The 22203-nt window shown below is 46.1% G+C and carries 18 protein-coding genes; 16 read left to right on the plus strand and 2 right to left on the minus strand.

What is annotated here, in order from left to right; translation table 11 throughout:
• Positions 1–11: 11 nt before the first annotated feature.
• The 6 genes from NAF29_RS08950 to cas6f all read left to right on the plus strand — a co-directional run bounded on the left by NAF29_RS08950 (position 12) and on the right by cas6f (position 6937).
• Positions 12–545: a VspR family transcription factor gene (locus NAF29_RS08950; RefSeq protein ID WP_191143500.1), complete on the plus strand. Its 534-nt coding sequence runs from the start codon at positions 12–14 to the stop codon at positions 543–545.
• Positions 539–1909, plus strand: coding sequence for a DEAD/DEAH box helicase (locus NAF29_RS18405; protein ID WP_191143501.1), 1371 nt, complete (start codon positions 539–541; stop codon positions 1907–1909). The genes NAF29_RS08950 and NAF29_RS18405 overlap by 7 nt, the downstream gene beginning before the upstream one ends.
• Before the next feature lie 143 nt (positions 1910–2052).
• Positions 2053–3261, plus strand: coding sequence for a TniQ family protein (locus tag NAF29_RS08960; RefSeq protein WP_191143502.1), 1209 nt, complete (start codon positions 2053–2055; stop codon positions 3259–3261).
• On the plus strand, positions 3258–5294 hold the full coding sequence (locus NAF29_RS08965) for a type I-F CRISPR-associated protein Csy2 (RefSeq protein ID WP_191143503.1): 2037 nt from the start codon (positions 3258–3260) through the stop codon (positions 5292–5294). The genes NAF29_RS08960 and NAF29_RS08965 overlap by 4 nt, the downstream gene beginning before the upstream one ends.
• Before the next feature lie 6 nt (positions 5295–5300).
• Complete coding sequence (csy3, locus tag NAF29_RS08970) at positions 5301–6332, plus strand: type I-F CRISPR-associated protein Csy3 (RefSeq protein ID WP_191143504.1); 1032 nt, start codon at positions 5301–5303, stop codon at positions 6330–6332.
• The gene (gene cas6f, locus NAF29_RS08975; protein ID WP_191143505.1) at positions 6329–6937 is read left to right on the plus strand and encodes a type I-F CRISPR-associated endoribonuclease Cas6/Csy4; all 609 of its coding nucleotides are present in this window, start codon (positions 6329–6331) and stop codon (positions 6935–6937) included. The genes csy3 and cas6f overlap by 4 nt, the downstream gene beginning before the upstream one ends.
• Before the next feature lie 525 nt (positions 6938–7462).
• On the opposite strand, the gene NAF29_RS08980 is transcribed toward cas6f, so the two are convergent.
• Positions 7463–7816, minus strand: coding sequence for a cupredoxin domain-containing protein (locus NAF29_RS08980; RefSeq protein ID WP_191143506.1), 354 nt, complete (start codon positions 7814–7816; stop codon positions 7463–7465).
• 4 nt (positions 7817–7820) lie between these two features.
• Positions 7821–10100, minus strand: a complete 2280-nt coding sequence (locus tag NAF29_RS08985) for a heavy metal translocating P-type ATPase (protein WP_191143507.1) — start codon at positions 10098–10100, stop codon at positions 7821–7823.
• A gap of 279 nt (positions 10101–10379) precedes the next feature.
• Between NAF29_RS08985 and NAF29_RS08990 the strand changes: the two genes are divergently transcribed.
• The 10 genes from NAF29_RS08990 (at position 10380) to NAF29_RS09035 (ending at position 22199) form a co-directional block, all read left to right on the plus strand.
• A complete protein-coding gene (locus tag NAF29_RS08990) occupies positions 10380–10766 on the plus strand; it encodes a MerR family DNA-binding protein (RefSeq protein ID WP_191143508.1) in 387 nt (128 codons plus the stop codon).
• 104 nt (positions 10767–10870) lie between these two features.
• A complete protein-coding gene (locus tag NAF29_RS08995) occupies positions 10871–11302 on the plus strand; it encodes a hypothetical protein (protein ID WP_191143509.1) in 432 nt (143 codons plus the stop codon).
• Positions 11303–11396: 94 nt separating this feature from the next.
• A complete protein-coding gene (locus NAF29_RS09000; RefSeq protein ID WP_191143510.1) occupies positions 11397–12701 on the plus strand; it encodes a TolC family protein in 1305 nt (434 codons plus the stop codon).
• Positions 12702–12715: 14 nt separating this feature from the next.
• Complete coding sequence (locus NAF29_RS09005; protein WP_251261226.1) at positions 12716–14518, plus strand: efflux RND transporter periplasmic adaptor subunit; 1803 nt, start codon at positions 12716–12718, stop codon at positions 14516–14518.
• Positions 14515–17652, plus strand: a complete 3138-nt coding sequence (locus tag NAF29_RS09010) for an efflux RND transporter permease subunit (RefSeq protein WP_251261227.1) — start codon at positions 14515–14517, stop codon at positions 17650–17652. The genes NAF29_RS09005 and NAF29_RS09010 overlap by 4 nt, the downstream gene beginning before the upstream one ends.
• 1 nt (position 17653) lies before the next feature.
• Entirely contained in the window at positions 17654–18031 is a 378-nt protein-coding gene (locus NAF29_RS09015; RefSeq protein WP_191143513.1) for a hypothetical protein, read from the plus strand.
• A 2-nt stretch (positions 18032–18033) separates the two neighbouring features.
• Positions 18034–18462 (plus strand): DUF411 domain-containing protein, encoded by a 429-nt coding sequence (locus NAF29_RS09020; RefSeq protein ID WP_191143673.1) that lies wholly within the window; start codon positions 18034–18036, stop codon positions 18460–18462.
• 662 nt (positions 18463–19124) lie between these two features.
• A complete protein-coding gene (locus NAF29_RS09025; protein ID WP_191143514.1) occupies positions 19125–19559 on the plus strand; it encodes a hypothetical protein in 435 nt (144 codons plus the stop codon).
• A 106-nt stretch (positions 19560–19665) separates the two neighbouring features.
• Positions 19666–20373 (plus strand): PepSY domain-containing protein, encoded by a 708-nt coding sequence (locus NAF29_RS09030; protein ID WP_191143515.1) that lies wholly within the window; start codon positions 19666–19668, stop codon positions 20371–20373.
• On the plus strand, positions 20370–22199 hold the full coding sequence (locus tag NAF29_RS09035) for a 2Fe-2S iron-sulfur cluster-binding protein (RefSeq protein WP_191143516.1): 1830 nt from the start codon (positions 20370–20372) through the stop codon (positions 22197–22199). The genes NAF29_RS09030 and NAF29_RS09035 overlap by 4 nt, the downstream gene beginning before the upstream one ends.
• Positions 22200–22203 lie beyond the last annotated feature (4 nt).

Here is a 22203-nt window from a genome sequence, read left to right on the forward strand (position 1 = left end):
GTTTGACGTTAGTGAAAGCTGTTCCAAAAATTAATGCCATCATGTTTAAGCTGCTGATTGAAAAGGAGATGAACAATTTTACGGTTGTAGAATTGAGGAATGCAGCGTTAGAAGCGGACTTATTGCCGCAAGACCCCAATGAGGCGAGAAAGAAAATATACCGGCAAATTCTGAGCTTCCAGCGCAAAGGCTGGCTGAATTCGACTGAGGTGGATGGAGCCAAGCGTTATGTCGTTTCAGACGAATTTCTTGCGCAATCGTTTGCCTCACACAAAGCCAAATATCAGCAGCCTAAAGCAAATCAACCGATTCAAAATGAAGATAAAAAGGTATTGGGTGAAGAGTTGAGCCGCCACAAAGGCGAGCTTGAAATTACGCTGGGCGAAATCGAGGAATACCAATCCCTGCTCTGCCGCTTTCCAAGCCTTAGTGTATCGCTAAATAAATTACTGCACGAAGCACAAATTCGCTCTGCAAATTTGTTGGGTAAAGTCAAAGCTGTTTCGGCTACTATCAAGTCGCTGCGGAGTGAATCCAAGTGCTAAGAGGTTGGCAGCAAGAGTGTGCACAACGTGTAGAACAAAAATTCACCTATGATGAAGCTCATTTCTTCCTACAGGCAACGCCAGGCAGCGGCAAAACCTTCCTTGCAGCAGAAGTTGCTAAGCGGCTGCATCAGAACCGCCAAATAGATTTAGTGCTTTGTTTTGCGCCTTCTAAAGAAGTCTGCAACGGTATCACTGCAACATTCTCAAAACACCTAGGTTGCTCCTTTGATGGCGGGCTCGGCACGCTAGGAAAATGCCTTACATATCAAGCCATACAATTCCTTCCTGAAAGCTTCTGGCAGACGTTGTCTCGCTACCGGGTATTTGTGGTTTTTGATGAAATCCATCATTGCTCAACAGGTTCGGTACAGGCCAATATGTGGGGGCAAATGATCATGAGGCGAGTGCAAAGCCTTGCAAGTTACACTCTTGCCATGTCAGGCACGCCATGGCGTTCAGATGAACTTCCTATTGCATTGGCAAAATACACCAATCCGGAAGGTGAACTTGTGGTTGATTACCAATATGGTCTTAAACAAGCCGTTGCGGATGGAGTGTGCCGCATTCCTAAAATTGTTTTAGTTGATAATCAGGTTGAAAGTCGCTCGCAAAATGAAGGTGTAAAGCAGTTTTCCAGCCTGCAGCAGATGCTTAAAGAAACCAAACACTCATACCGCAGTGTTGTTGAGGAGCCTAATGCGTTAAAGTACTTGCTAAAACTGGCGTGCCTTAAGCTCGCAGGAATACGTCAACAGTCCCTAAATGCAGGCGGACTGGTCGTGGCATCGTCAGTGGCTCATGCGAATGAAATTGCTCACCTGCTCACGAGCGAATTTGGTCAGTCAGTTTGCGTCGTCACGTATCAAAAAGAGCGTCCACACCAGCAAATCGAATCGTTTCGCCACAGCAAGCTGCAGTGGATTGTTAGCGTTGGCATGATTAGCGAAGGCACTGATATTCCGCGCCTACAAGTCTGTTGCCACGTCAGTACAGTACGAACGGAGCTCTATTTCAGACAGGTTCTGGGGCGAATCCTTCGAGTGAATCAAGCTCCTAACCAAGAAGCGTGGCTGTATACGTTTGCTGAGCGCCGTTTAATTGAATATGCGCAACGAGTCCAAGACGACCTCCCAGAAAGTTGCTCATTGGTGACCATTGAACCTCAAAACAAAACCTTGCCTGATACTGTGCTGATAGACTGCGAGCATGAATCAACTAAAGCACTACCGCCGCAAACCTTGGACACGACTCCTTTGAGTCATAACGAGTTGACACTTCATGCCAGCAAGCCAAATTTTGATACGCTGAGTTTTGGTCACTTTCACCATCGAGTGATTAAAGTATTTTCTGAAATACGGTGATTTAACTTGGGCTGCTCAAACCTAACCTGACAAAAGGGATTATTGACCGACATCACAAGCCCAATGAATTAAGAGAGTGTCGCATGGTAATTGTCGTAAATTAATACACACTAAAACTTAGTTAACCTAAGTTTTGGTGTGTTATGGAAAACCGCAATATCGCCCTATATCCTGATGAGTCGCTGGAAAGCTGCTTGCTACGCCTTGGTCAGCATCAAGGCTATGATCGCTTTGCTCACTTTGCCGAAGAGTGTCTTTGTCGCTTTCTGGAAGAGAATGAAGCTGTTTCGGGGGCATTACCCAGAGAGCTACAGCGCATCAATGTATATCATGCCCAAAGCAGTCACCAACTGCGAGTTAGAGTCCTGCGCCAACTAGAAGCGGATTTGCAGTTAGAGCCTTTTTCCATTCTCAAGTTGGCTTTGACACGCTCGGATACTCATTTCTCACCAGAGCAACGAGCCGTTCACCGAATGGGCGTTGATTTCCCACAAGCAGTGCTCCGTACGAATAACACGCCTGTATGCCCTCAATGCCTTCGTCATAGCCCCTATAGCCGACAGCGGTGGGAGTTGCTTCCATACACAGCCTGCCATATTCATGGATGTGAGTTGCTGCACCGATGCCCAGAGTGCGGCAAAAGTTGTGACTTTAAATACTCGGAGGATATAACTCATTGCGATTGTGGTTTTGACTTTCGCGATGCGCAAACGAAGCCGGCAAATGAGGCTAGCCTGTGGCTATCAACCATATTGGTGGTAACCGAAGCAGAGGGGTATTGCTTGAACGATTTAGATATCTCGGCAAGATTCGGCTTCTTGTCATGGTTTCTTCGTTCCCGATCTGAATCTGATATCGACATTCTCGGTTTTTATGATTATTGCCGAGAATGGCCCAAAAACTTCAGATCAGAGCTCAAAGAAGCCATAGCTAAAGCGGATCAAACACGGATGAAGCCCTGGCAACAAACTTCGCTCGATGATGTATTGGGCGCAACTTTACGCGATTGTTTGCGATTACCGTATCGAGATTTCAAACGTAATATCGTGCTTAGTGTTTTGTTTGATGAGCTACTTTCTGCAGTATCGGTGCCAACCTCGAAGAGTGGTGGTCTTGGAGATGTTTTAGTGAGTGTACTTGATGCCGCTGCGTTGCTGTCTTGCTCGACCAATCGAATCTATCAACTGTATGAACAAGGCGAGCTCAAGCTTGCAACCAAAGTTAGCCTGCATAGCAAGCTGCCCTCATATCAGCCCGCCTTTACACTTCGCTCGATCCTCGATACGAGGCTCGCCTTGTTGGGGACTGCTCTCAATAGTTCCACTAATGACTGCGGCCAAGGTGGATTATGAAGCAATTACGAGAGCTCACCATAATTGAGCCTGTGACAAAGCAGCAAGAGGTTATTAAGCGGGCATTCATGCTGTATACCGAGCCTGTGGATGTTACCGGAGACGAATTAAATGCGCTGGTCGTTTTACTCAACCTGTCGCTAAGCAAACCAGTTTGCAACGACTATTTAGATGTTAAACGTGCCAAAAGTTACTTTGAGCACGAGAGCTTTTTTGAGATTGCTCTAGGCGAGTTGGTATGGGCGCATACTCACAACCTTAAATATCCAGATTCGCGAGTGTATGGGCAGCGCATTATTGCTGAGCATACCGACCCGCTAGAGCTTGGCTGGGCACACAACTCAGGTTACTACCGTCATACGATCTGGTTGTTCAACACTTTTTTGTGGGAAGGCAGAGAAACTTCCTTGATGGTGGAAGTGCTGCAGGGGGCCCGTGCGTGGCTTAGGGCTCTCAAAAAACTGGGCTTAAACAACGATCGGTTAGAAAAGCTAACGGAAACAGTCCGAGAAAGTATAAGAATTCCATCGTACCCAGATGAAGTAAACCCATATTCACCTCAGGTTCAATTTCCTTATCAGCAGGGTTATGTTTCTGTCACACCTGTTGTTAGCCATGCCCAGCAAGTTCAAGCGGAGCGAGCAAGTCGCATGCAAACAGACCATCGCTTTGTGAGTTCGGAACTGCCACATCCTGCTAGCGTTGGCAATCTCAGCGCCTGTATTGGTGGTAATCACAGACTACTTTTCTCGCCGCTCCAGGCGGAGCATAAGCCCCAACATAGCCTGTTGCAAAGCCGAAAGAACACCGTCAAGTATTTTGATGATTATCAGCTCACCAATCGGCGAATTTGCAACGTATTAGCTCATTTGTGCGGTTATGAACCTGCAATTACCCGTCAAGATTACCAGCGAGCCCGCAAAAGTCAGGTCAAAGTTTTACGCAAGCATTTGGCGCTGTGGTTACTTCCAATGATTGAATTGAGGGACCAATACGAAGAGACAACTGTTGATGCAGAGGAGCTTACTCCTATTGCTAAGGCGTTTATTCAGCTACCTACTGATGAGATCACCAGGCTTGGCAAAGCGCTGAGCCAGCAGGCTCACTTAACTTTGCAGAACAATAAGTATTCCAAACGATTTGCGTTTCATGGTCGATTGATCCAGCCCATTCGAACTCAAATCAATTGGATTTTGAAACAGTTTCAAAAAACGTTGTCAACGGAGTTGCCATCGACTGAACAGTATATTTATCTAACCGAAATGCGAGCAGAAGATTGTAATGCACAAAGCAGCCCTTTTGTGGTTGGCCTGCCAAGTTTGACTGCATTTTGGGGCTTTATGCATCAGTTTGAACGAGGCATGAGGGCAAGCCTTAAAGAAAGTGAAGAGCTAAGCTTCATAAGTTTCGCTTTGGTCGTGCGCTCAGAACGTCTTTTTAATGCTGCAAACTTGGCTGAGCCCAAAAGCGTTGCAAAAAAACGAGTGGTTTCGGCGGCTAAGCGACCTACCACTCGATGCAATTGGCGATCTGATTTAGAGTTCGATCTTGTTATCAAAGTCCGTACAAATATCGACTTAGCGACGCGATATCAAAGTCTTCAGGCGAACCTTCCTTTAACGCTGGCCGGGGGAACTGTCTTTCCGCCCGAGCTTAAAAAAAACACATTATGGCTTCGAAGTTTTAGCTGCCGGTCGGAGCTGTTTTTTCTTCTTAAGGGAATCGATTGCAGTGCAAGTTGGGTTTACCCGGCAGGGTTTCATACGGATTCGTTTTACGAACTGTTAAACGAGTTAGAGCAGGATGAATCTTTCATCGCAACGGCGTCTGGTTATCAACATATGCATACGCCCTGCGAACGAAGCGGGAGCGTTGCTTCGATGCATGCTTACGCAGATAACTTGCTGGGAATCGCGAAGGCGTTTAATCCCATTGAAGTGCGATTACTTGGCCAGTCTCACTTTTTTAGCAGCGCTTTTTGGCGCATGAGCTCAAGCCATGAGTCTATTCTTATAGAAAAGGATCAGGACTAAGCTTCTATGGAATTGTGCTCCCAGCTGAATTATTGTCGCTCGCTCTCTCCGGGGAAGGCATATTTTTATTATCTCGTTGATGGCAAAGAACAGCCTATCGGTGTCGATCGAACTCGTATTAGAGCGCCAAAATCTGGTTTTTCAGAGGGCTTTGAACCCAAAGGCATGAAACCTAAGGATACGGCACCGCAAGATCTGGCCTATTCGAACCCGCAGTTCATTGAAGAGTGTTATGTGCCGCCAAGGGTTTCTGAGATTTATTGTGACTTTTCACTGCGTATCAATGCTAATTCCCTGAAGCCCAACGTGTGTGCTCTTGATGAAACTAGACAAACCTTAACTGCTCTCGCTGAGCTCTATAAACAGCGCGGAGGCTACGGCCAGATAGCCAAGAGGATAGCGAAGAACATACTCATGGGAACATGGCTGTGGCGTAATCGCACCTGCCGCTCACTAGATATTAAGGTTTTGACGAACGACGACCGAGTCATAACAATCTCAAACGCATTTAGCCTCCAATGGGCAAGCTCTTGGAAGGGGGAAGCACAAGACGCGCTAGAAAACCTCAAAACATTCATCGAAAAAGGCCTCACCGATCCAAAGTCTCTTTATTACCTTGATGTAAACGCCAAACTAGCAGTAGGCGGAGGTGATGAAATTTATCCCAGCCAAGAGTTCGTTGATTCAAAGCAAGATGGTGTGCCCACAAAGCAGTTGGCAAAGACCCAGCTCAACGGACAAGAAACCGTTGCCTTTCATGCGCAAAAGATAGGCGCTGCGTTGCAAATGATAGATGACTGGTGGCAGCCAAATGCGGATAAGCGTTTGAGAGTGAATGAGTACGGCGCTGACAGAGAATATGTGATTGCCCGCAGACACCCTAAAAATGGGAATGATTTTTACCAGCTTGTCGGGCGGTCCGAGCGCTGGGTTGAACAACTGGAACAGGGAAATGAAATCCCAGACGAAGTGCATTTCATCATGGCTGTTTTGGTCAAAGCTGGCGTATTCAACGGCGCAGCTAAGGGGAAGGCATGAGTTGCCGCTACGGCTTTGTAGTTGAGTTTATTCCTGAGTCTGGCGACTGCAATTTGCTTGCAGGCCGGTGCATCAAAACGTTGCATGGTTTCTTAAATGCGAATAAAAACGCAGCAAACTCCATTGGTGTTGCATTCCCGCTCTGGGGGATTCAGTCGGTTGGCAAAGCCATCGCTTTTGTCGGTCCTTCAGAGAAAGAACTAGTCGGTCTAAGCTACCAGCCGTATTTCTCGATGATGAAAGAGGAAGGGCTTTTCAATATGTCTAGTGTGAAAAAGTTACCAAAACAGTTGGCTGAAGTACGCTTTGTGAGAAACCAGACTATTGCTAAAACCTTTGTTGCATCGAAGCGGAGGCGAATGAACAGGGCTATTGAGCGGAGTGGCAGCGATAGTTACACACCGAAAGCTTCAGAAGAGCGAGAGTTCGATTTTTTTCACTGCATACCCATTGAAAGCAAATGCTCACAACAAGAGTTTGTTTTGCATGTACAAAAGCAAGATGCTCTTGAGGTTAACGTCGCTGGTTTCAACTCTTATGGATTGGCAACCAATCAGCGATGGCAGGGAAGCGTACCGAATATCGATTTAACCCTTTTTTCTTAGGATATTAATTTGTTCCTTTAAATCAGAGTGTTATTTGATCTTGCAAACAATTTTTTTTTCTAACCCTTTGTTCAATAAACAACTTGATATTCAAGGCTTTGCTGACTAATTTTCATAGTGACCTGCCGCATAGGCAGCTAAAAAGCATACCTCACGATAACAATCCGGGCATGGTATGTGACCTGCCGCATAGGCAGCTAATAAAATTATGAGCGATGGGGCTTCCAGCCTGTGGAGGTGACCTGCCGCATAGGCAGCTAATAAAGCTCGAAGACACGCGCTGGAAGAGCTATCAATGTGACCTGCCGCATAGGCAGCTAAAAATAGGTCAGGAAGAAAGCAACCAAACCTGCTGAACAAGCAGAAAATAAGAACCCACCAATTTCGGTGGGTTTCTTTTTAGGGCTGTTGCTTTGTTTTGAGCTTATCAATGGCTTTGGCCATTCAGCTGAATGGCCAAAGGGGAACTGGTTTGTTTTTCCCAAGTTCAAGTTTGGGAGTGCGAGGTTATTTTTCCATAGGTGGCTAGTCAGCTCGGATTTTTCCTAGATACATCTTCATCGGACAATGAAATTCATATTCCCCCTTTGCAAGTGGCGGTAATGTTAAGCTCACCGACTTGTTTAATGGAAGCTCAACAGAAAAATCTGCTGCCGGAATAACAATAGAGCTTGCACATGGGGACGGATCTTTACGATGAAAAGTGAGTTGAGATTGTTGCATCGCATTAATTTGAATAAAAGCTGGTGTGTATACCCCATTCTCGACGGTAATAACTAGGTTACTTTGTAATTTAACAGCGGGCTTAGGACGATAAAGCCAGAACCACCAAACGATTAGTAAGATGATAGCAAGCCCGATAATATTGATGGTGGTCATGCTGCTAAGCCCCCTTCATGTTTCGTTTAAGCCAACGCAGGCGATTGGCATTGCTAACCACGGTGAGAGATGAAAGAGCCATTGCCGCTCCCGCGATAACTGGATTCAGCAGTATTCCCCAAAACGGATACAAAACACCTGCGGCGATTGGAACCCCCGCAGCGTTATAGATGAATGCTCCAAATAGGTTTTGCTTAATATTTTTGAGCGTTGCTTTACTGATATTAATGGCGTCAGCGAGGCCGTGCAAAGAGCCTTGCATCAGTGCTATATCCGCGCTTTCGATTGCTATATCGGTTCCTGTACCAATAGCAAAACCAACATCAGCTTGTGCTAAGGCTGGAGCATCGTTAATCCCATCTCCAGTCATTCCTACAACCTCAAAGGCTTGCTGTAGCTTTTGAACTTCATGTGCTTTTCCTTCTGGCAGAACTTCAGCGAATACTTCATCAATTCCGACTTGAGAAGCTATCGCTTGAGCTGTGTGCTGGTTATCACCAGTAATCATGATGACCCTAAGACCACTAGTTTTAAGACGCTGAATTGCGCTTAGAGAGTCTGCTTTTACTGGGTCTGAAATTGCGATTAAGGCTTCTAGTTTTCCATCTATAGCAACAAATATCGGGGTCTTGGCCTGTTGTGCAATTTCTTTGGTTGCTATCGCATGGGCCTCATACTCGATGGAAAATCGATTCATCAGCTTATCGTTGCCAATCAGAATATGTTTACCGACAGACTTGGCACTCACGCCATGCCCATCAATTGAGTCAAACTGGTCGACCGGGCTTAAAGAAAGCTCTTTTTCTTGAGCTGCGCTCAATATGGCCTCGGCAATAGGGTGTTCTGAACCTGACTCAACGCTTGCCAATAGAGTTAAAACCTGCGATTCATCCAAGTCACCTAACAATTTGAGATCCGTCACTTGCGGTTTGCCTTCGGTGATGGTTCCGGTTTTATCCAATACCATGGTGGTTAATTGTGAGGCTGTTTGCAGTGCTTCGCCGTTGCGGATCAAAACGCCGGACTCTGCTGCTTTGCCAACGCCAACCATAACCGACATTGGAGTTGCTAGACCCAATGCGCAGGGGCAGGCAATAATAAGCACAGTTGTAGCGGAGATAATGGCTAGACTCAGTGCTCCATCCGGCCCCCAATTGAGCCAAGCAAGCGCAGAGACGATTGAGATGATCATGATGGCAGGCACGAAATACGATGAGATCGAGTCGGCAAGTCGACCAATTGAAGGCTTAGAGGCTTGAGCTTGCTTAACCATGTGAATGATTCGCGCAAGAGCGGTTTCTTTACCAACATGCGTCGCTTGAAAAACAAGCGTCCCATTTTTGTTAATAGTGCCTGCAGATACGCGATCGCCCGACTCCTTGCTGACAGGCATCGGCTCGCCGGTCAGCATGGACTCATCAATAGAAGATCTTCCGTCTATGATTTTCCCATCGACCGGAATCTTTTCTCCCGGCCTAATGCGGATCAGATCGCCAGCCAAAACATGCTCTATGGGAATATCTAACTCTACCTCTTTGCGCAAGACTCTTGCTGTTTTCGCTTGCAAGCCGATCAACTTTTTAATCGCAGAAGAGGCCGAGCCTCTAGCTTTAAGTTCTAGCGCCAGGCCTACGTTGATTAGACCAATGATCATGGCTGAAGCTTCGAAATAAACATGGCGCGCGGCCAACGGAATAGCGTCAGGGAAAAGCACAACAACCATGGAATAAAGCCAAGCCGTTCCTGTCCCCAATGCTATTAGGGTATCCATACTTGCCGTATGATTGAGGAGCGATTTCCATGCACCTACAAAAAAGTGTTTGCCAGAGGCAAAAAGAACTCCTCCGGTCGCTAGCCCAATCAGCAACCAAATGAACTGCTGGCTCTGAGTTTGAATCGACATATCACCACCGAGCAGTCCATAAAGCATCAGGGGGAAACCAAGCCCTAGGGCCAGGATTGCATGTCGCCAACGGCTGCGGTACGTAGATATGTCTTGTTGCTCCTGCGCTGATTGAGAATCTAACAAATTATCTTCATCGAATTTCTTGGCTTGGTAACCGATTTGTTCAATGGTTGATATAAGCCGCTCTGCGCTAGCATTTCCGGTTACGGCAACGGTCCGGTCAGCAAAGTTCATTTGGGCATTGCTGACACCCTCGATTTGAATAAGGGCTTGTTCAATTTTACTGACACAACTGGCACATTTAGCCCCAGTGACCGATAACCAAATTTCACCGTTGGGCGTCGAACCCGCTTTAGGCCGGCTTGGAGATAAGGACATTACAACTCCTCCTTAGATGAACAGCAGTTGGACTTTGAGCTGCTAGTTTGACAACAGTCGCGGCCCTGAGATGCTGTTTTGATGAAAACAAGCGCAATTAATGCAACAAGGATTAAAGCGGCGATTGGTACGATACCGGCGCTCAAGTACAGCAAAACAATGGCTACGAGCAGAGCACAAGTGGCAAACATTTTCATATCACGACCTTTATTAATGAGTGTTGCTATTGAATAGCTTAAACCTTACCCTTGCAGTAAGGTCAAGGTTTGAGTCAGTACAATGAAAATTTCCGAAGTGGCAGAAAAAGCAGGGTTGACGGTTAAGGCCGTCAGATATTATGAAAATGTAGGTTTAATCCCAAAGCCAGCTCGACAGCAAAACGGGTATCGAAGCTATGACGATTCAGTGCTTCCGATCCTCAACTTGATTCATCGGTCAAGAGCCGCAGGTTTTTCTGTTGACGAGTGTCGGGAGTTGATTGAGCTGTTCAACAACCCAGCACGTCATAGTGCAGACGTACATGAGCTTATTTGCCAAAAAGTTGAAGCTATTGAAAAGCAACAAGCTCAGTTGGAACACATCAAAGAACACTTGATTGCGTTGGCTAGTCGATGTGAGAACAATGAAAAATCAACATGCTCAATTTTAGCTTCATTGACCAAGTGAGTGGATTAACATTTCGTTAGAAAAAATTTAAAACTATTATTGACCTTACCCTTAGGGAAGGGTCTAAGATGCATCTTATAACGTTCATTTTAGCAATCCGATCAATGTCACTATTGCGTCTACAAAAATACAACTATCGCACGGCAGCGCTTCTGTCTGTGTGGTTTATATTTTGTGTCACGGTGACTTGCTCAAATCTGTTTGCTCATGATGATACCGTTTCTCAAGTCAGCACTTCCGAGCATATTGCTTTCACAGAAGCAAATTCCCATGCGCGCCACCAACCCATGACTACGGAAGACCCTGCTGCTTCGGAGCACGGATGCTGTGGTGACAATGCTGATGATTTTTCTATAACCAAACTGGTTAACTCTAAAACAGATAACTTCCAAACGCTTGCCGTTGTTGTTGTATTGGCACTAATGCTATCGCTATTCATCGTGCGACCTAAACCAATCCTTCGACCAAAGCGTCATATAGTACCCACATCGGGATACCCCCCCATCTTCCTGACAATTCAGCGCCTGCTGAATTAGCCACATAGTTCCGAACACCCCAATCAACTGTGCTCTTTGAGTGCAGCACAACCCTATTTGTACATTTAATCATTTGGCTTATAGAGGCCCGTACATGATGAACCGAAATCGTAACTTGCGCCTGTGTGCGCTGGTAGTTGCTTCATTTTTGCCCTTGGCTCACACCTCAGGAGTTTGGGCTGAAGAAACCAAACTATCGTTGGCTAAAGCTGTCAATCTGGCGCTATCTGGCGATATTTGGCAAGAGGGAAACAAACTCAATGGGCAAGCATTTTTGAGTGAGGCGACTGCCGCAAGCTCTTTGCCTGATCCGAGAATAAACATCTCCGCAGCAAATATTCCAACGGACACTTTCAACTTCGACCAAGAAGGTATGACGCAGCTGAAAGTTGGCGTGAGTCAAATGTTTCCCCGAGGGGATACACTGCAGCTGCGACGTGAGCAGGGAAAAGAAAAAAATGAGCTTACGTTAATTGCTGCAAAAGTTAGATCTGCCAAAGTCACTTCACTCGTCAGTCAAATATACCTAGACGCATGGCTAGCTCAACATATTGCAGATTTAATCGAAAACAATCGATATTTGTTCGAGCAATTGGTTGATGTAACCGAAAAAGGGTACACATCTGCTGCAGGCAACACTCGCCAGCAGGACTTAATTAGAGCCGACTTGGAGCTGGCTCGTTTAGATGAGCGCGTATTAAGAATTCGACAACAATTCGACACTAATCTCCAATTGCTATTGGAATGGTTACCACCTGAAGCAATAGCAAATGCGCTAACGATCGACGCCCCTGAAATCGAACCACTAGCTGTATTCAAAGCTGGAGAATTAAGTGCGTTGACACGAGTGCTGGCCAAGCATCCAACAGTAAGAGGTATTGAGCAACAACGAGAAATTGCAAATACCGATGTTGAAATAGCTAAGCAAAGTTACAAACCAGAGTGGGGACTGACCGCAAGCTATGGTTATCGTCAAGATGATCCTTACGGCAACAGTCGCGCTGATTTTTTATCAGTAGGGGTCACTTTTGATTTGCCTGTTTTCACCGAGTCTCGCCAAGACAAGCAAGTCGATGCTGCTCGCTATCGAGCACTCTCCGTTGAAACCGAACGCCAACTGCTATTGCGAAAGTTGAGCGCCGAATTTGAATCGCTCACTGCTCAAATCAACCGATTAGAACGACGTGAACTTCAATACAGCCAAAAGTTGTTGCAGCAAACCAATCAGCAGGCCGACTCAGCTTTGAATGCTTACACCGCTGATCGTGGAGACTTTGCAGAAGTCATGCGTGCATACATTGCTGTTCTCAACACTCAGATTGAAGCTAGCCAAATTCAAGTCGAGCGTTTGAAAAAGGTTGTGCAGCTCAACTACTTACTAGCCGGTGAAGTTATTTAAGGGAATTTGAATTAATGAATACTTTTGTCAAAACATCACTAACAATAACCGTGGGTGTTGTGTTAGGTGCCGCTGGTTACCATGTGTTGAGTCCGACGCTAACTCTTCAACATCAAAGCGCGGCTGATGAACCGCTCTATTGGGTTGCGCCTATGGACCCCAATTACCGAAGAGATCAACCAGGAAAGTCTCCAATGGGAATGGATTTGATTCCTGTTTATGCAGACAGCGAAGGTGCAAATAGTCCCGGAACAGTGACCATTTCTCCCGAAGTTGAAAACAACCTAGGCGTCAGAGTAATCAACGTGAGTCACCAACCTTTCCATTCGGAAATTAACACGGTTGGCTACGTAGGCTTCAACGAGGATGCGCTAATTCACGTTCACCCTCGCGTTGAAGGCTGGCTTGAGACGTTATTCGTCAAAGTTGAAGGTGAGCGAGTGACTCAGGGGGATCCGCTATTTTCGATATATTCGCCAGAGCTCGTCAATGCTCAAGAAGAACTTCTTCTTGCTCTAGATAGAAAAAGTACAAAACTCATCAAGTCCGCTAAAGAGCGCCTGAGAGCATTGCAGGTTCCCGAATCCCAAATACAAGCTGTTGTCGAGAATAGAGCAGTGTCTCGGACGGTAACAATTGTGGCACCTCAATCGGGTGTAATTGCCAATCTCGATGTGTATGAGGGGTTCTTCGTCAAGCCCGGCAAGACAATTTTGTCAGTGGGGCCTCTGGATGAAATTTGGGTTACGGCAGAGTTATTCGAAAGACAAGCTAACTTAGTCAATGTGGGTGACAAGGTCTCGATGACATTGGACTACGCGCCAGGAAGAGAGTGGCAAGGGCGTGTCGACTACATCTACCCAATGCTCGATCAAGACAATCGAACTGCCAGAGTTCGTCTCAGGTTTGCTAATAAAAACGAGACGTTAAAACCGAACATGTTTGCTCAAGTCGCCATTCACGCAGATTCTGACAAAGATACCCTGATAGTGCCTCGGGAAGCGCTCATAAGAACAGGCTCGCAAGATCGAGTTGTTCTCGCTATGGGAGAAGGAAAATACAAATCTGTTGCAGTTCAAGTGGGCCGCATTGACTCGGAGCAAGCGGAGTTGATTGCCGGAGTTCAGCAAGGAGACTCCATCGTCTCTTCTTCACAGTTTTTGCTCGATTCTGAATCCAGCATTAGTTCAGATTTTTTACGGATGTCATCGGCTGATACTGCACTTGCGAAAACGGTTTGGGCTGAAGGTGTTGTGAAGTCGGTTAACCCTCTCGATAGAGAAGTAACGGTTGAACACGAGCCTGTTGATGCGTGGCAGTGGCCCGCTATGACAATGAAGTTCGGTGTTGCTGAGGTAGTAGACATTGAATTGCTGACGCCTGAGACACACCTGCATTTCGAAATCGCCGAAGCCAACAATGCATACAGCATTCAGGGCATTCACATTATTTCTTCGGGACCAGACCGCTCTTCGACTTCTGCGGGAGAGCATAGCGGCCACAAAGAAATGGATCATAGCCAGCATCAAACCATGGAACACAATGGCCACAAAGAAATGGATCATAGCCAGCACCAAACCATGAATCACAGTGACCACGAAGGCATGGATCATCGCCAGCATCAAACCATGAATCACAGTGACCACGAAGGCTTGGCTCATAGCCAGCACCAATCCATGAATCACAGTGACCACGAAGGCATGGATCGTAGCCAGCATCAAACCATGGAACACAGCGGGCATGAAGGCATGGATCATAGTCAGCATTCAGGTTCTGCTTCTAATTCCAACAAGGCTAAGAGTGGAGAACAGCAATGATTGCTTCCATTATCCGATGGTCGATTTACAACCGGTTCATGGTACTGCTCATGACGCTGATATTAGTGGTGGGAGGACTGTGGGCAATCAAGCAAACACCGATCGACGCGATTCCTGATCTCTCTGATGTTCAGGTCATCATTAAAACGTCATACCCAGGCCAAGCACCGCAGGTTGTTGAAGAGCAAGTTACCTACCCATTGACAACCGCCATGCTGTCGGTGCCTGGTGCTGAAACTGTGAGAGGCTTTTCGTTCTTTGGGGACTCATATGTATACGTGATCTTTGACGATGATACCGATTTGTATTGGGCCAGAAGTAGAGTTTTAGAATACTTGAGTCAAGTTGCTCCGAGCTTACCAAGTACCGCTAAGCCGCAACTTGGTCCTGATGCAACAGGTGTGGGCTGGGTTTACATCTACTCGCTAATAGACCGCTCCGGTCAACATGATTTATCACAACTTCGCTCCATCCAAGACTGGTTTCTAAAGTATGAGCTACAGACTGTTGCTGGGGTCTCTGAAGTAGCAACTGTCGGCGGCATGGTTAAGCAGTACCAAGTCAAAGTTGACCCCGATAAGCTCCGTGCCTTTGGTATTCCCCTTAGCCTGATTCAAACCGCTATTCAACGAGGAAACCAGGAGGTTGGCGCGTCGGTTATCGAGAATTCAGAAGCTGAGTATATGGTTCGGGCGACCGGATATATTCAAAGCATTGACGACTTAAACAACATTCCGTTGGGCGTTAGTCAGCAAGGCACTCCACTGCTTTTAAGAGATGTTGCAGATATTCAATTAGGGCCACAAATGCGACGAGGGGTTGCTGAGCTGAATGGCGAAGGTGAAACGGTCGGTGGTGTCATTGTAATGCGCTTTGGCGAGAATGCACAAAAAACAATTGAGGCCGTTAAAAGTCGTTTAGAGCAACTCAAACCCAGCCTCCCCCAAGGTGTAGAGATAGTGCCTGTTTATGATCGATCTGGGTTAATAGAGCGAGCGGTGGACAACCTTTGGCACAAGCTACTGGAAGAATTCATTGTTGTCGCATTGGTTTGCCTGATCTTTCTCTTTCATGTGCGCTCGTCATTGGTGGGCATTATTACTATCCCAGTGGGCATATTAGCCGCTTTTGTTGTGATGCATTTACAGGGCTTGAACGCCAACATCATGTCGTTAGGAGGCATTGCAATTGCAATTGGCGCAATGGTCGATGGCGCGATCGTGATGATTGAAAACATGCACAAACACATGGAAAAAGAGAAGGTGACAGATGAGAACCGTTGGCAAGTTGTCTCCAAGGCTGCAATTGAAGTTGGCCCGTCACTGTTCTTTTCGCTATTGATTATTACCGTTAGCTTCCTTCCGGTATTTACTCTTGAAGCGCAAGAGGGGCGGATGTTTTCTCCATTGGCCTTTACAAAAACTTACGCAATGGCAGCTTCTGCTGCTCTGGCCATTACCTTGGTTCCGGTACTGATGGGCTATTTCATTCGCGGCAAAATTGTTGCTGAGAACAAAAACCCAGTTAACCGTATCCTGATGGCTTTGTATATGCCGCTTTTAAACGGCGTACTGAAATACCCCAAATCGACCATCGCAGTTTCGATTTTGATCACCGCTATAGGCTTTTGGCCGGTCAATAAAATTGGCACGGAATTCATTCCTCCTCTGGATGAAGGCGATCTAATGTACATGCCAACCACTTACGCGGGGGTCTCGATTGGCAAAGCAAGAGAGCTGCTACAGCAAACCGATAAACTGATTCGAACTATTCCCGAAGTGCAGAATGTCTTTGGTAAGGTTGGTCGTGCTGATACTGCTACAGATCCTGCTCCTTTGACGATGGTTGAAACCTTTATTCAGTTGAAACCGAAAGAAGAGTGGCGAGAAGGAGTAACAACCGATGTTCTTAAACAAGAGCTCGATAGCTTAGTTCAGTTCCCTGGGTTAACAAATGCGTGGGTCATGCCCATCAAAACTCGCATCGATATGTTAGCGACAGGCATCAAGACACCCGTTGGCATTAAAATCGCGGGACCGGAACTAAATACAATCCAAACCATTGGCCAACAGTTAGAACAAATACTTAAAGATGTGCCTGGCACTGCATCTGCTTATTCCGAGCGGGTCGCGGGAGGGCGCTATATCAAAGTTGATATTGATAGGGCGCAGGCTGCTCGCTATGGATTAAACATTGCTGATGTGCAACAAGTCGTAGCGACAGCAATCGGCGGGATGAACGTGACTCAAACCGTTGAAGGACTTGAGCGCTACCCGGTCAATTTGCGCTACCCCCAAACCTATCGTGATTCACCCGAAAGCATTGCTCTGCTGCCGATCGTAACCCCGTCTAATCAACGGATCGCTCTGAGTGATGTTGCCGATGTTTATATCGAAGATGGTCCTCCAGGAATCAAAAGTGAAAATGCCCGACTGAATGGCTGGACCTACGTTGACTTGGAAGATGTAGATATTGGTAGCTATGTCGAGCAGGCAAGTGAAATCGTTGCTTCAGAGCTTGCTTTGCCTCCGGGCTACTCGATTACTTGGTCCGGCCAATATGAGTACATGCTTCGGGCTAAAGAGAAGCTCTCCTATGTGATTCCATTAACACTGGCGATCATTGTGGTACTGCTTTATTTGAGCCACCGTCGGTTTAGTGACGTGCTGATCATCATGGGGACGCTTCCGTTGGCTTTGATTGGCGGGATCTGGTTGATTTATTGGCAAGGCTTTAATTTTTCGGTTGCCGTTGGCGTTGGGTTCATTGCTTTGGCTGGGGTTGCTGTGGAAACGAGTGTGCTAATGCTTCTCTACCTTCGGCACGCTTTTGATGACTGGCTCGATGAATGTCAGCAAGCAGAAAAACCAATTACCTTGAGCGGACTGAAGGATGCAATGATCGAAGGCGCGGCATTACGTTTACGCCCCAAAGTAATGACTGCAGCCACTATTATCGTCGGCCTATTACCCATCATGTACGGAACAGGAACTGGTTCCGAAGTCATGCAACGCATTGCTGCCCCAATGGTTGGCGGCATGGTCTCTTCCATCTTACTTACGCTATTGCTTGTGCCTGCTGTGTATTACCTGTGGTGCAAACAGACAATCAAACCTTATTTGAAAGGAAAATAAAGTGAAAACGTTAACTCTAAAAAACATTCTATTCGCCGCATTCTTTGCTACAGCTTCTATTTCTTTGAGCCTTAATGCTGCTGAAACATCTATGGCGAAACACTCCAAGATGAATGGTATGGATCACAGCCAACATCAAGGTATGCACCAAGAGCAGACAAAGTGTCCTCACCACTACTCTGGCGACTGCACACATGAAGACAAAAAACAGTGTCCTCACCTAGAACAAGGGGCTGCTCACTCTGGAAAAGAGGAGCACAAGCAGTGCCCACATCGAAAAAGTGAACATAACCAACATCAGAGTATGGATCATAGTCACCATCAGAGTATGGACCATAGCGAGCACCACCGGATGTCGAGCAAGAATAGCGGAGAGTGAAAATGAAAAAGTTAGCTTTAGTAGCAAGTATCTTGCTCAGTATCGGGGCTGCCACTGCATCTGAGACGATTGAAGTGTACAAGTCTGAATATTGCGGCTGCTGTCAGAAGTGGGTGGACTACATGCAACAGCAAGGGTTTGAGTTGAATGTTGTTATTCAAAACAATCTCAGCAAGTTAAAGGAGCAAGCCGGAGTGACACCAGCGGCAGCTTCTTGCCATACCGCTTTTGTTGGTGGTTATTTTATTGAAGGTCACGTTCCCGCTAAAGATGTTCAGCGATTGTTGGATGAGCGCCCAAATATTAAAGGCATCGCAGTGCCCGGCATGCCGATGGGCTCACCTGGAATGGAAGGGAATCGTAAAGATGCTTACAGCGTGATTGCTGTTCATCACGATGGACAAACTTCGCAATTTAGTCATTACCACTGATAGCCAAGAGGCGACTTCTAGTCGCCTCTTTAGCCACATATTGCGATTCGGTTATTCGTCAGCTCAACTGTGTTTGAAGCTTGTTTGGGCAGACCCATTGCTATTTTCGAGGACGTTCACATGAATTATAGCGCTCAATCCTTAGCGGTGAGGAGCCGTAGAGCGGAAGCACCGAGCTGGAACGTATGATGAGTGCCTTGATGTATGGCAACTACGGTAGGTTTGCTAGTTGTAAAGCCAAGTTACTTGCCTCGATTTTATTGCTTGGGCTGCTATCCGCGATGAGCTTTTTAAGCTCCTGTGCTGAATCCTTCTCGCCCCCCCAAGTAGATCAACATGATGGTATGCAAAAGATAGGCTGCCATTCAGTAAAAGTGAGCTCTGCCGAACGAACTGATTGTTGTGAATTGTCAAGTTGCAGGGCTGCGCAGGCTCTAGAGTCGCAATCAAAGCGAAAATTTGATGTTGCTCATAGTGACTCTTGCATGCAACTGCTGCGAAATTTTGAGCGGCAAAGGAGATATGCCTGCTCGCTGATAAGGCCAAGTGCCCAACGTAAGACGCCTATTTTCCTCTTGTTTGAAGTGTTTAGAGAATAGAGATTCTTAGCCCATATAACTTTCCGTTTATGACTCGAACTCACTCAAATAGAGAATCTCACCATGAAAATTTTTGCTAAAAAACTCATTGTTGCCTTGCTACTAACGGCTCCTTCTATGGCTGTAATGGCCAACGATACTTCTGTATCTATGTATCAACACCAAGAAAAGATGCATCAGACGATAAAGTCGATGAATTCGTTATTAGAAAATACTCTGGTGAATGGCACCACAGTTCCAAATCAAGGGGTTATGAAGGAACACCGAGAGGCAATGGCAACGGGTATTGAGCAATTGACTGAAATGGTCCGCGCAAAGCGCATAGCCAATGCTGAATGTTTAGAGCAGCAAACAGCAGATGAGCAGACCTGTTATCAATTAGAAAGCCACCAGGATACTCAATTGATTATGGTGGTGACGCTGCTTGAACATTTGTTGGCTCGTCAGAACATATTGGAGCAACACGTTATTGATGTGAAATCTACGGCAGCTCACTAGCTTTGACTTCGGAGCATGAGGGGAAGAGACCCTCTTGCTCCGTTCATTAGCTAGTTTGAGTTAGTGTGTAATGCCTTCGAATCTTAATTACCGATATGGTTAAGAAATGATTAGAGTCATAAGAGCAATCCACAAGTGGTTGATGGTAGTCGTGGGAGCGCAGTTTCTGTTGTGGGCCATCAGTGGCTTATACATGGTGCTGATGAATATTCACTATGTTCATGGTGAATTTCTTTCAGTTGATTCTAGAGAAGAGATAAAGGGCGTGGAGGTAACTTACTCATTTGATTCATTAGTTAGAGACAACCCAGAAGCTATCAATGTCGAGCTAACAATGAGTTCAGGGCATCCTATCTATCGATTTGTAACCCCCCAAGGTCACGGAGCTGCGGTGGATGCAAATACTGGTGAAAGAATTCCTCCAGTTGAAGAATATCAAGCAAGGCAGATTGCGAAATACAGTTACGCAGGTAATGACGAAATCAGTCACGTAAAACTCATATCAGATGCGTCTCTTAAGCCTTCAGAAATATCTGCTAGACACCTTCCTGTGTGGCAAGTGACATTTGATCACTATTCGGCTCCGACTTTTTATGTCAGTGAATATACTGGCGAGATTGTGACTAAACGTCATAGCCCATGGAGAATTTTTGATTGGATGTGGCGGCTTCACATTATGGACTATACCGAAGGAGAAAATGTTTCAAATTTGTTGTTCATCTTAAGCGCAACTACGGCCTTAGCAGCAGCATTGACTGGCATCATATTATTGGTATTGCGGTTGCGATCCTCCTTCGCCAAGGAGGGTTTATGAGCCTCCTTGGCTTCACTAAATCGATACATAAATGGGTTTCTGTCGCCGTAGGGCTCCAAGTAATTGTTTGGATAGGAACGGGAGGCTACTTTGCTCTAGTCGATCATCATGTAGCGGGAGGAAATGCCAGTAAAACCTCGGTTAACCACCAAGGAGTTAAAACAAAGCCACTTATACCGTGGATGAACTTAACTGAGCAAAGTGCTGAGAGCGTAAAACTACTGTGGATATTGGAGCAGCCTTACTATCAGGTTATACATACGAAACCCGAACACCGTTACCAGAAGCATTATGTGCAACTCTTCGATGCCTATTCTGGAGAGCTTTTTGTTCTAACAGAACCTTTTGTAAAAAAGATAGCAAATCGTTCCTACACCGGAACTGCAAATGTTATTGCTGTGTCTTTGGTAAAGCCCCCTGTTCGCGAGTTGCCGAGAGAAGAAAATGCTGTTTGGAAGGTATCATTCGATGATCCCAGTCACACCAATGTTTACATTGACAAAAATTCTGGACGAGTCATCAGCCATATTGACGATGATCGGCGCTTGCGTGATCTTATGTTTAGGCTGCACTTCATGGATTATGGAAATTCAGGAAGTTTCAATCATTGGCTCATAGTTTCGGCTGCTGGATTGACTTTAGCTCTATCGGTTACAGGGGGCGTCTGGCTCATCTTTTTATTTAAAAGCGGACTGCTAAGAGTCCCTCTTGCTAAAAGTAGAAAGCACTTATCTGTTCGGCATTTACCTTCAGGTACGACTTCAGATTTAGCCTTACCCAAAGCAGATACGATTTTGAACGGGTTGGTGGAAGCAGGAGTATTTCTTCAATCTCGTTGCGGCGGAGGGGGAACATGCGGGACGTGCAAGTTTAAGTCGAGTAAAAACCTTCCCCAAACAACGGCAGATCAAGATCTCCTCTCGCCAGAGCAACTAAATCGAGGATACAGGCTTGCATGCCAACATTTTGTTTCGGGCATAGAACAGATAGAAATTGATGCCCCTCAAGAGGTTCAGACCTATGAGTTAACAACGGTGGAGACCAAGTTTATTACACCATTTATAAAGGAGATAAAATTTACCGCCGCTGGAGGAAAGAGAATTCCATACCGCGCTGGGGCGTATATGAGCTTTATCATTCCTGGCGGTACAAATTTCATCAGACCTAAGGATTTGCCTCAACACTATGAGAGATATTGGCAACAGGTTCCTAGTGGTACATTCACTCATCAAGGAGGTGTTCGGCATTATTCGTTGGCAACCTATGACTCGCTCGATAACAAGCTGATATTCAATGTTAGGTGGCAACTTCATGAGTCAGCAGCAGGCTTGGGTTCCAGCTATTTGGGAGCTCTCAATGTCGGGGATAAAGTTATCGCAAGCGGTCCATTTTCTGATTTTTTTGCGTCTGAGAATGAAGTGGTTCGAAGAGTTTTAATTGGAGCGGGATCGGGATTGGCACCATTGAGAGCAATAATTTGGGAGCAGGTTGAGCTCGGTTCTGATCGTCATGAAACCTGGCTCATTCAAGGCGCAAGAAATGAAGATGAACTTGCTTACAGTGAAGAGTTCGAGACATTATCGGAAGAGATGGGTAACTTTTTTTATCTACCCACTCTGTCAAGTCCTTCCTGTAATTGGAAAGGAAAGCAAGGTTACGTTCAGCAGGTCATATTAGGGCAAATCAAACATTGGCTAAATGGGGAGGTTACTGAATTTTATTTATGTGGCCCAAGTAAGATGATGATTGAGGTTGAGAATATCCTCATCAACAGTGGCGTTCCCTCTGAGCTAATATTTAAAGATGACTTCAGTTCGGGTCGATAACCCT

Origin of the sequence: Echinimonas agarilytica (assembly GCF_023703465.1) — a bacterium.
GTDB lineage: Bacteria > Pseudomonadota > Gammaproteobacteria > Enterobacterales > Neiellaceae > Echinimonas > Echinimonas agarilytica.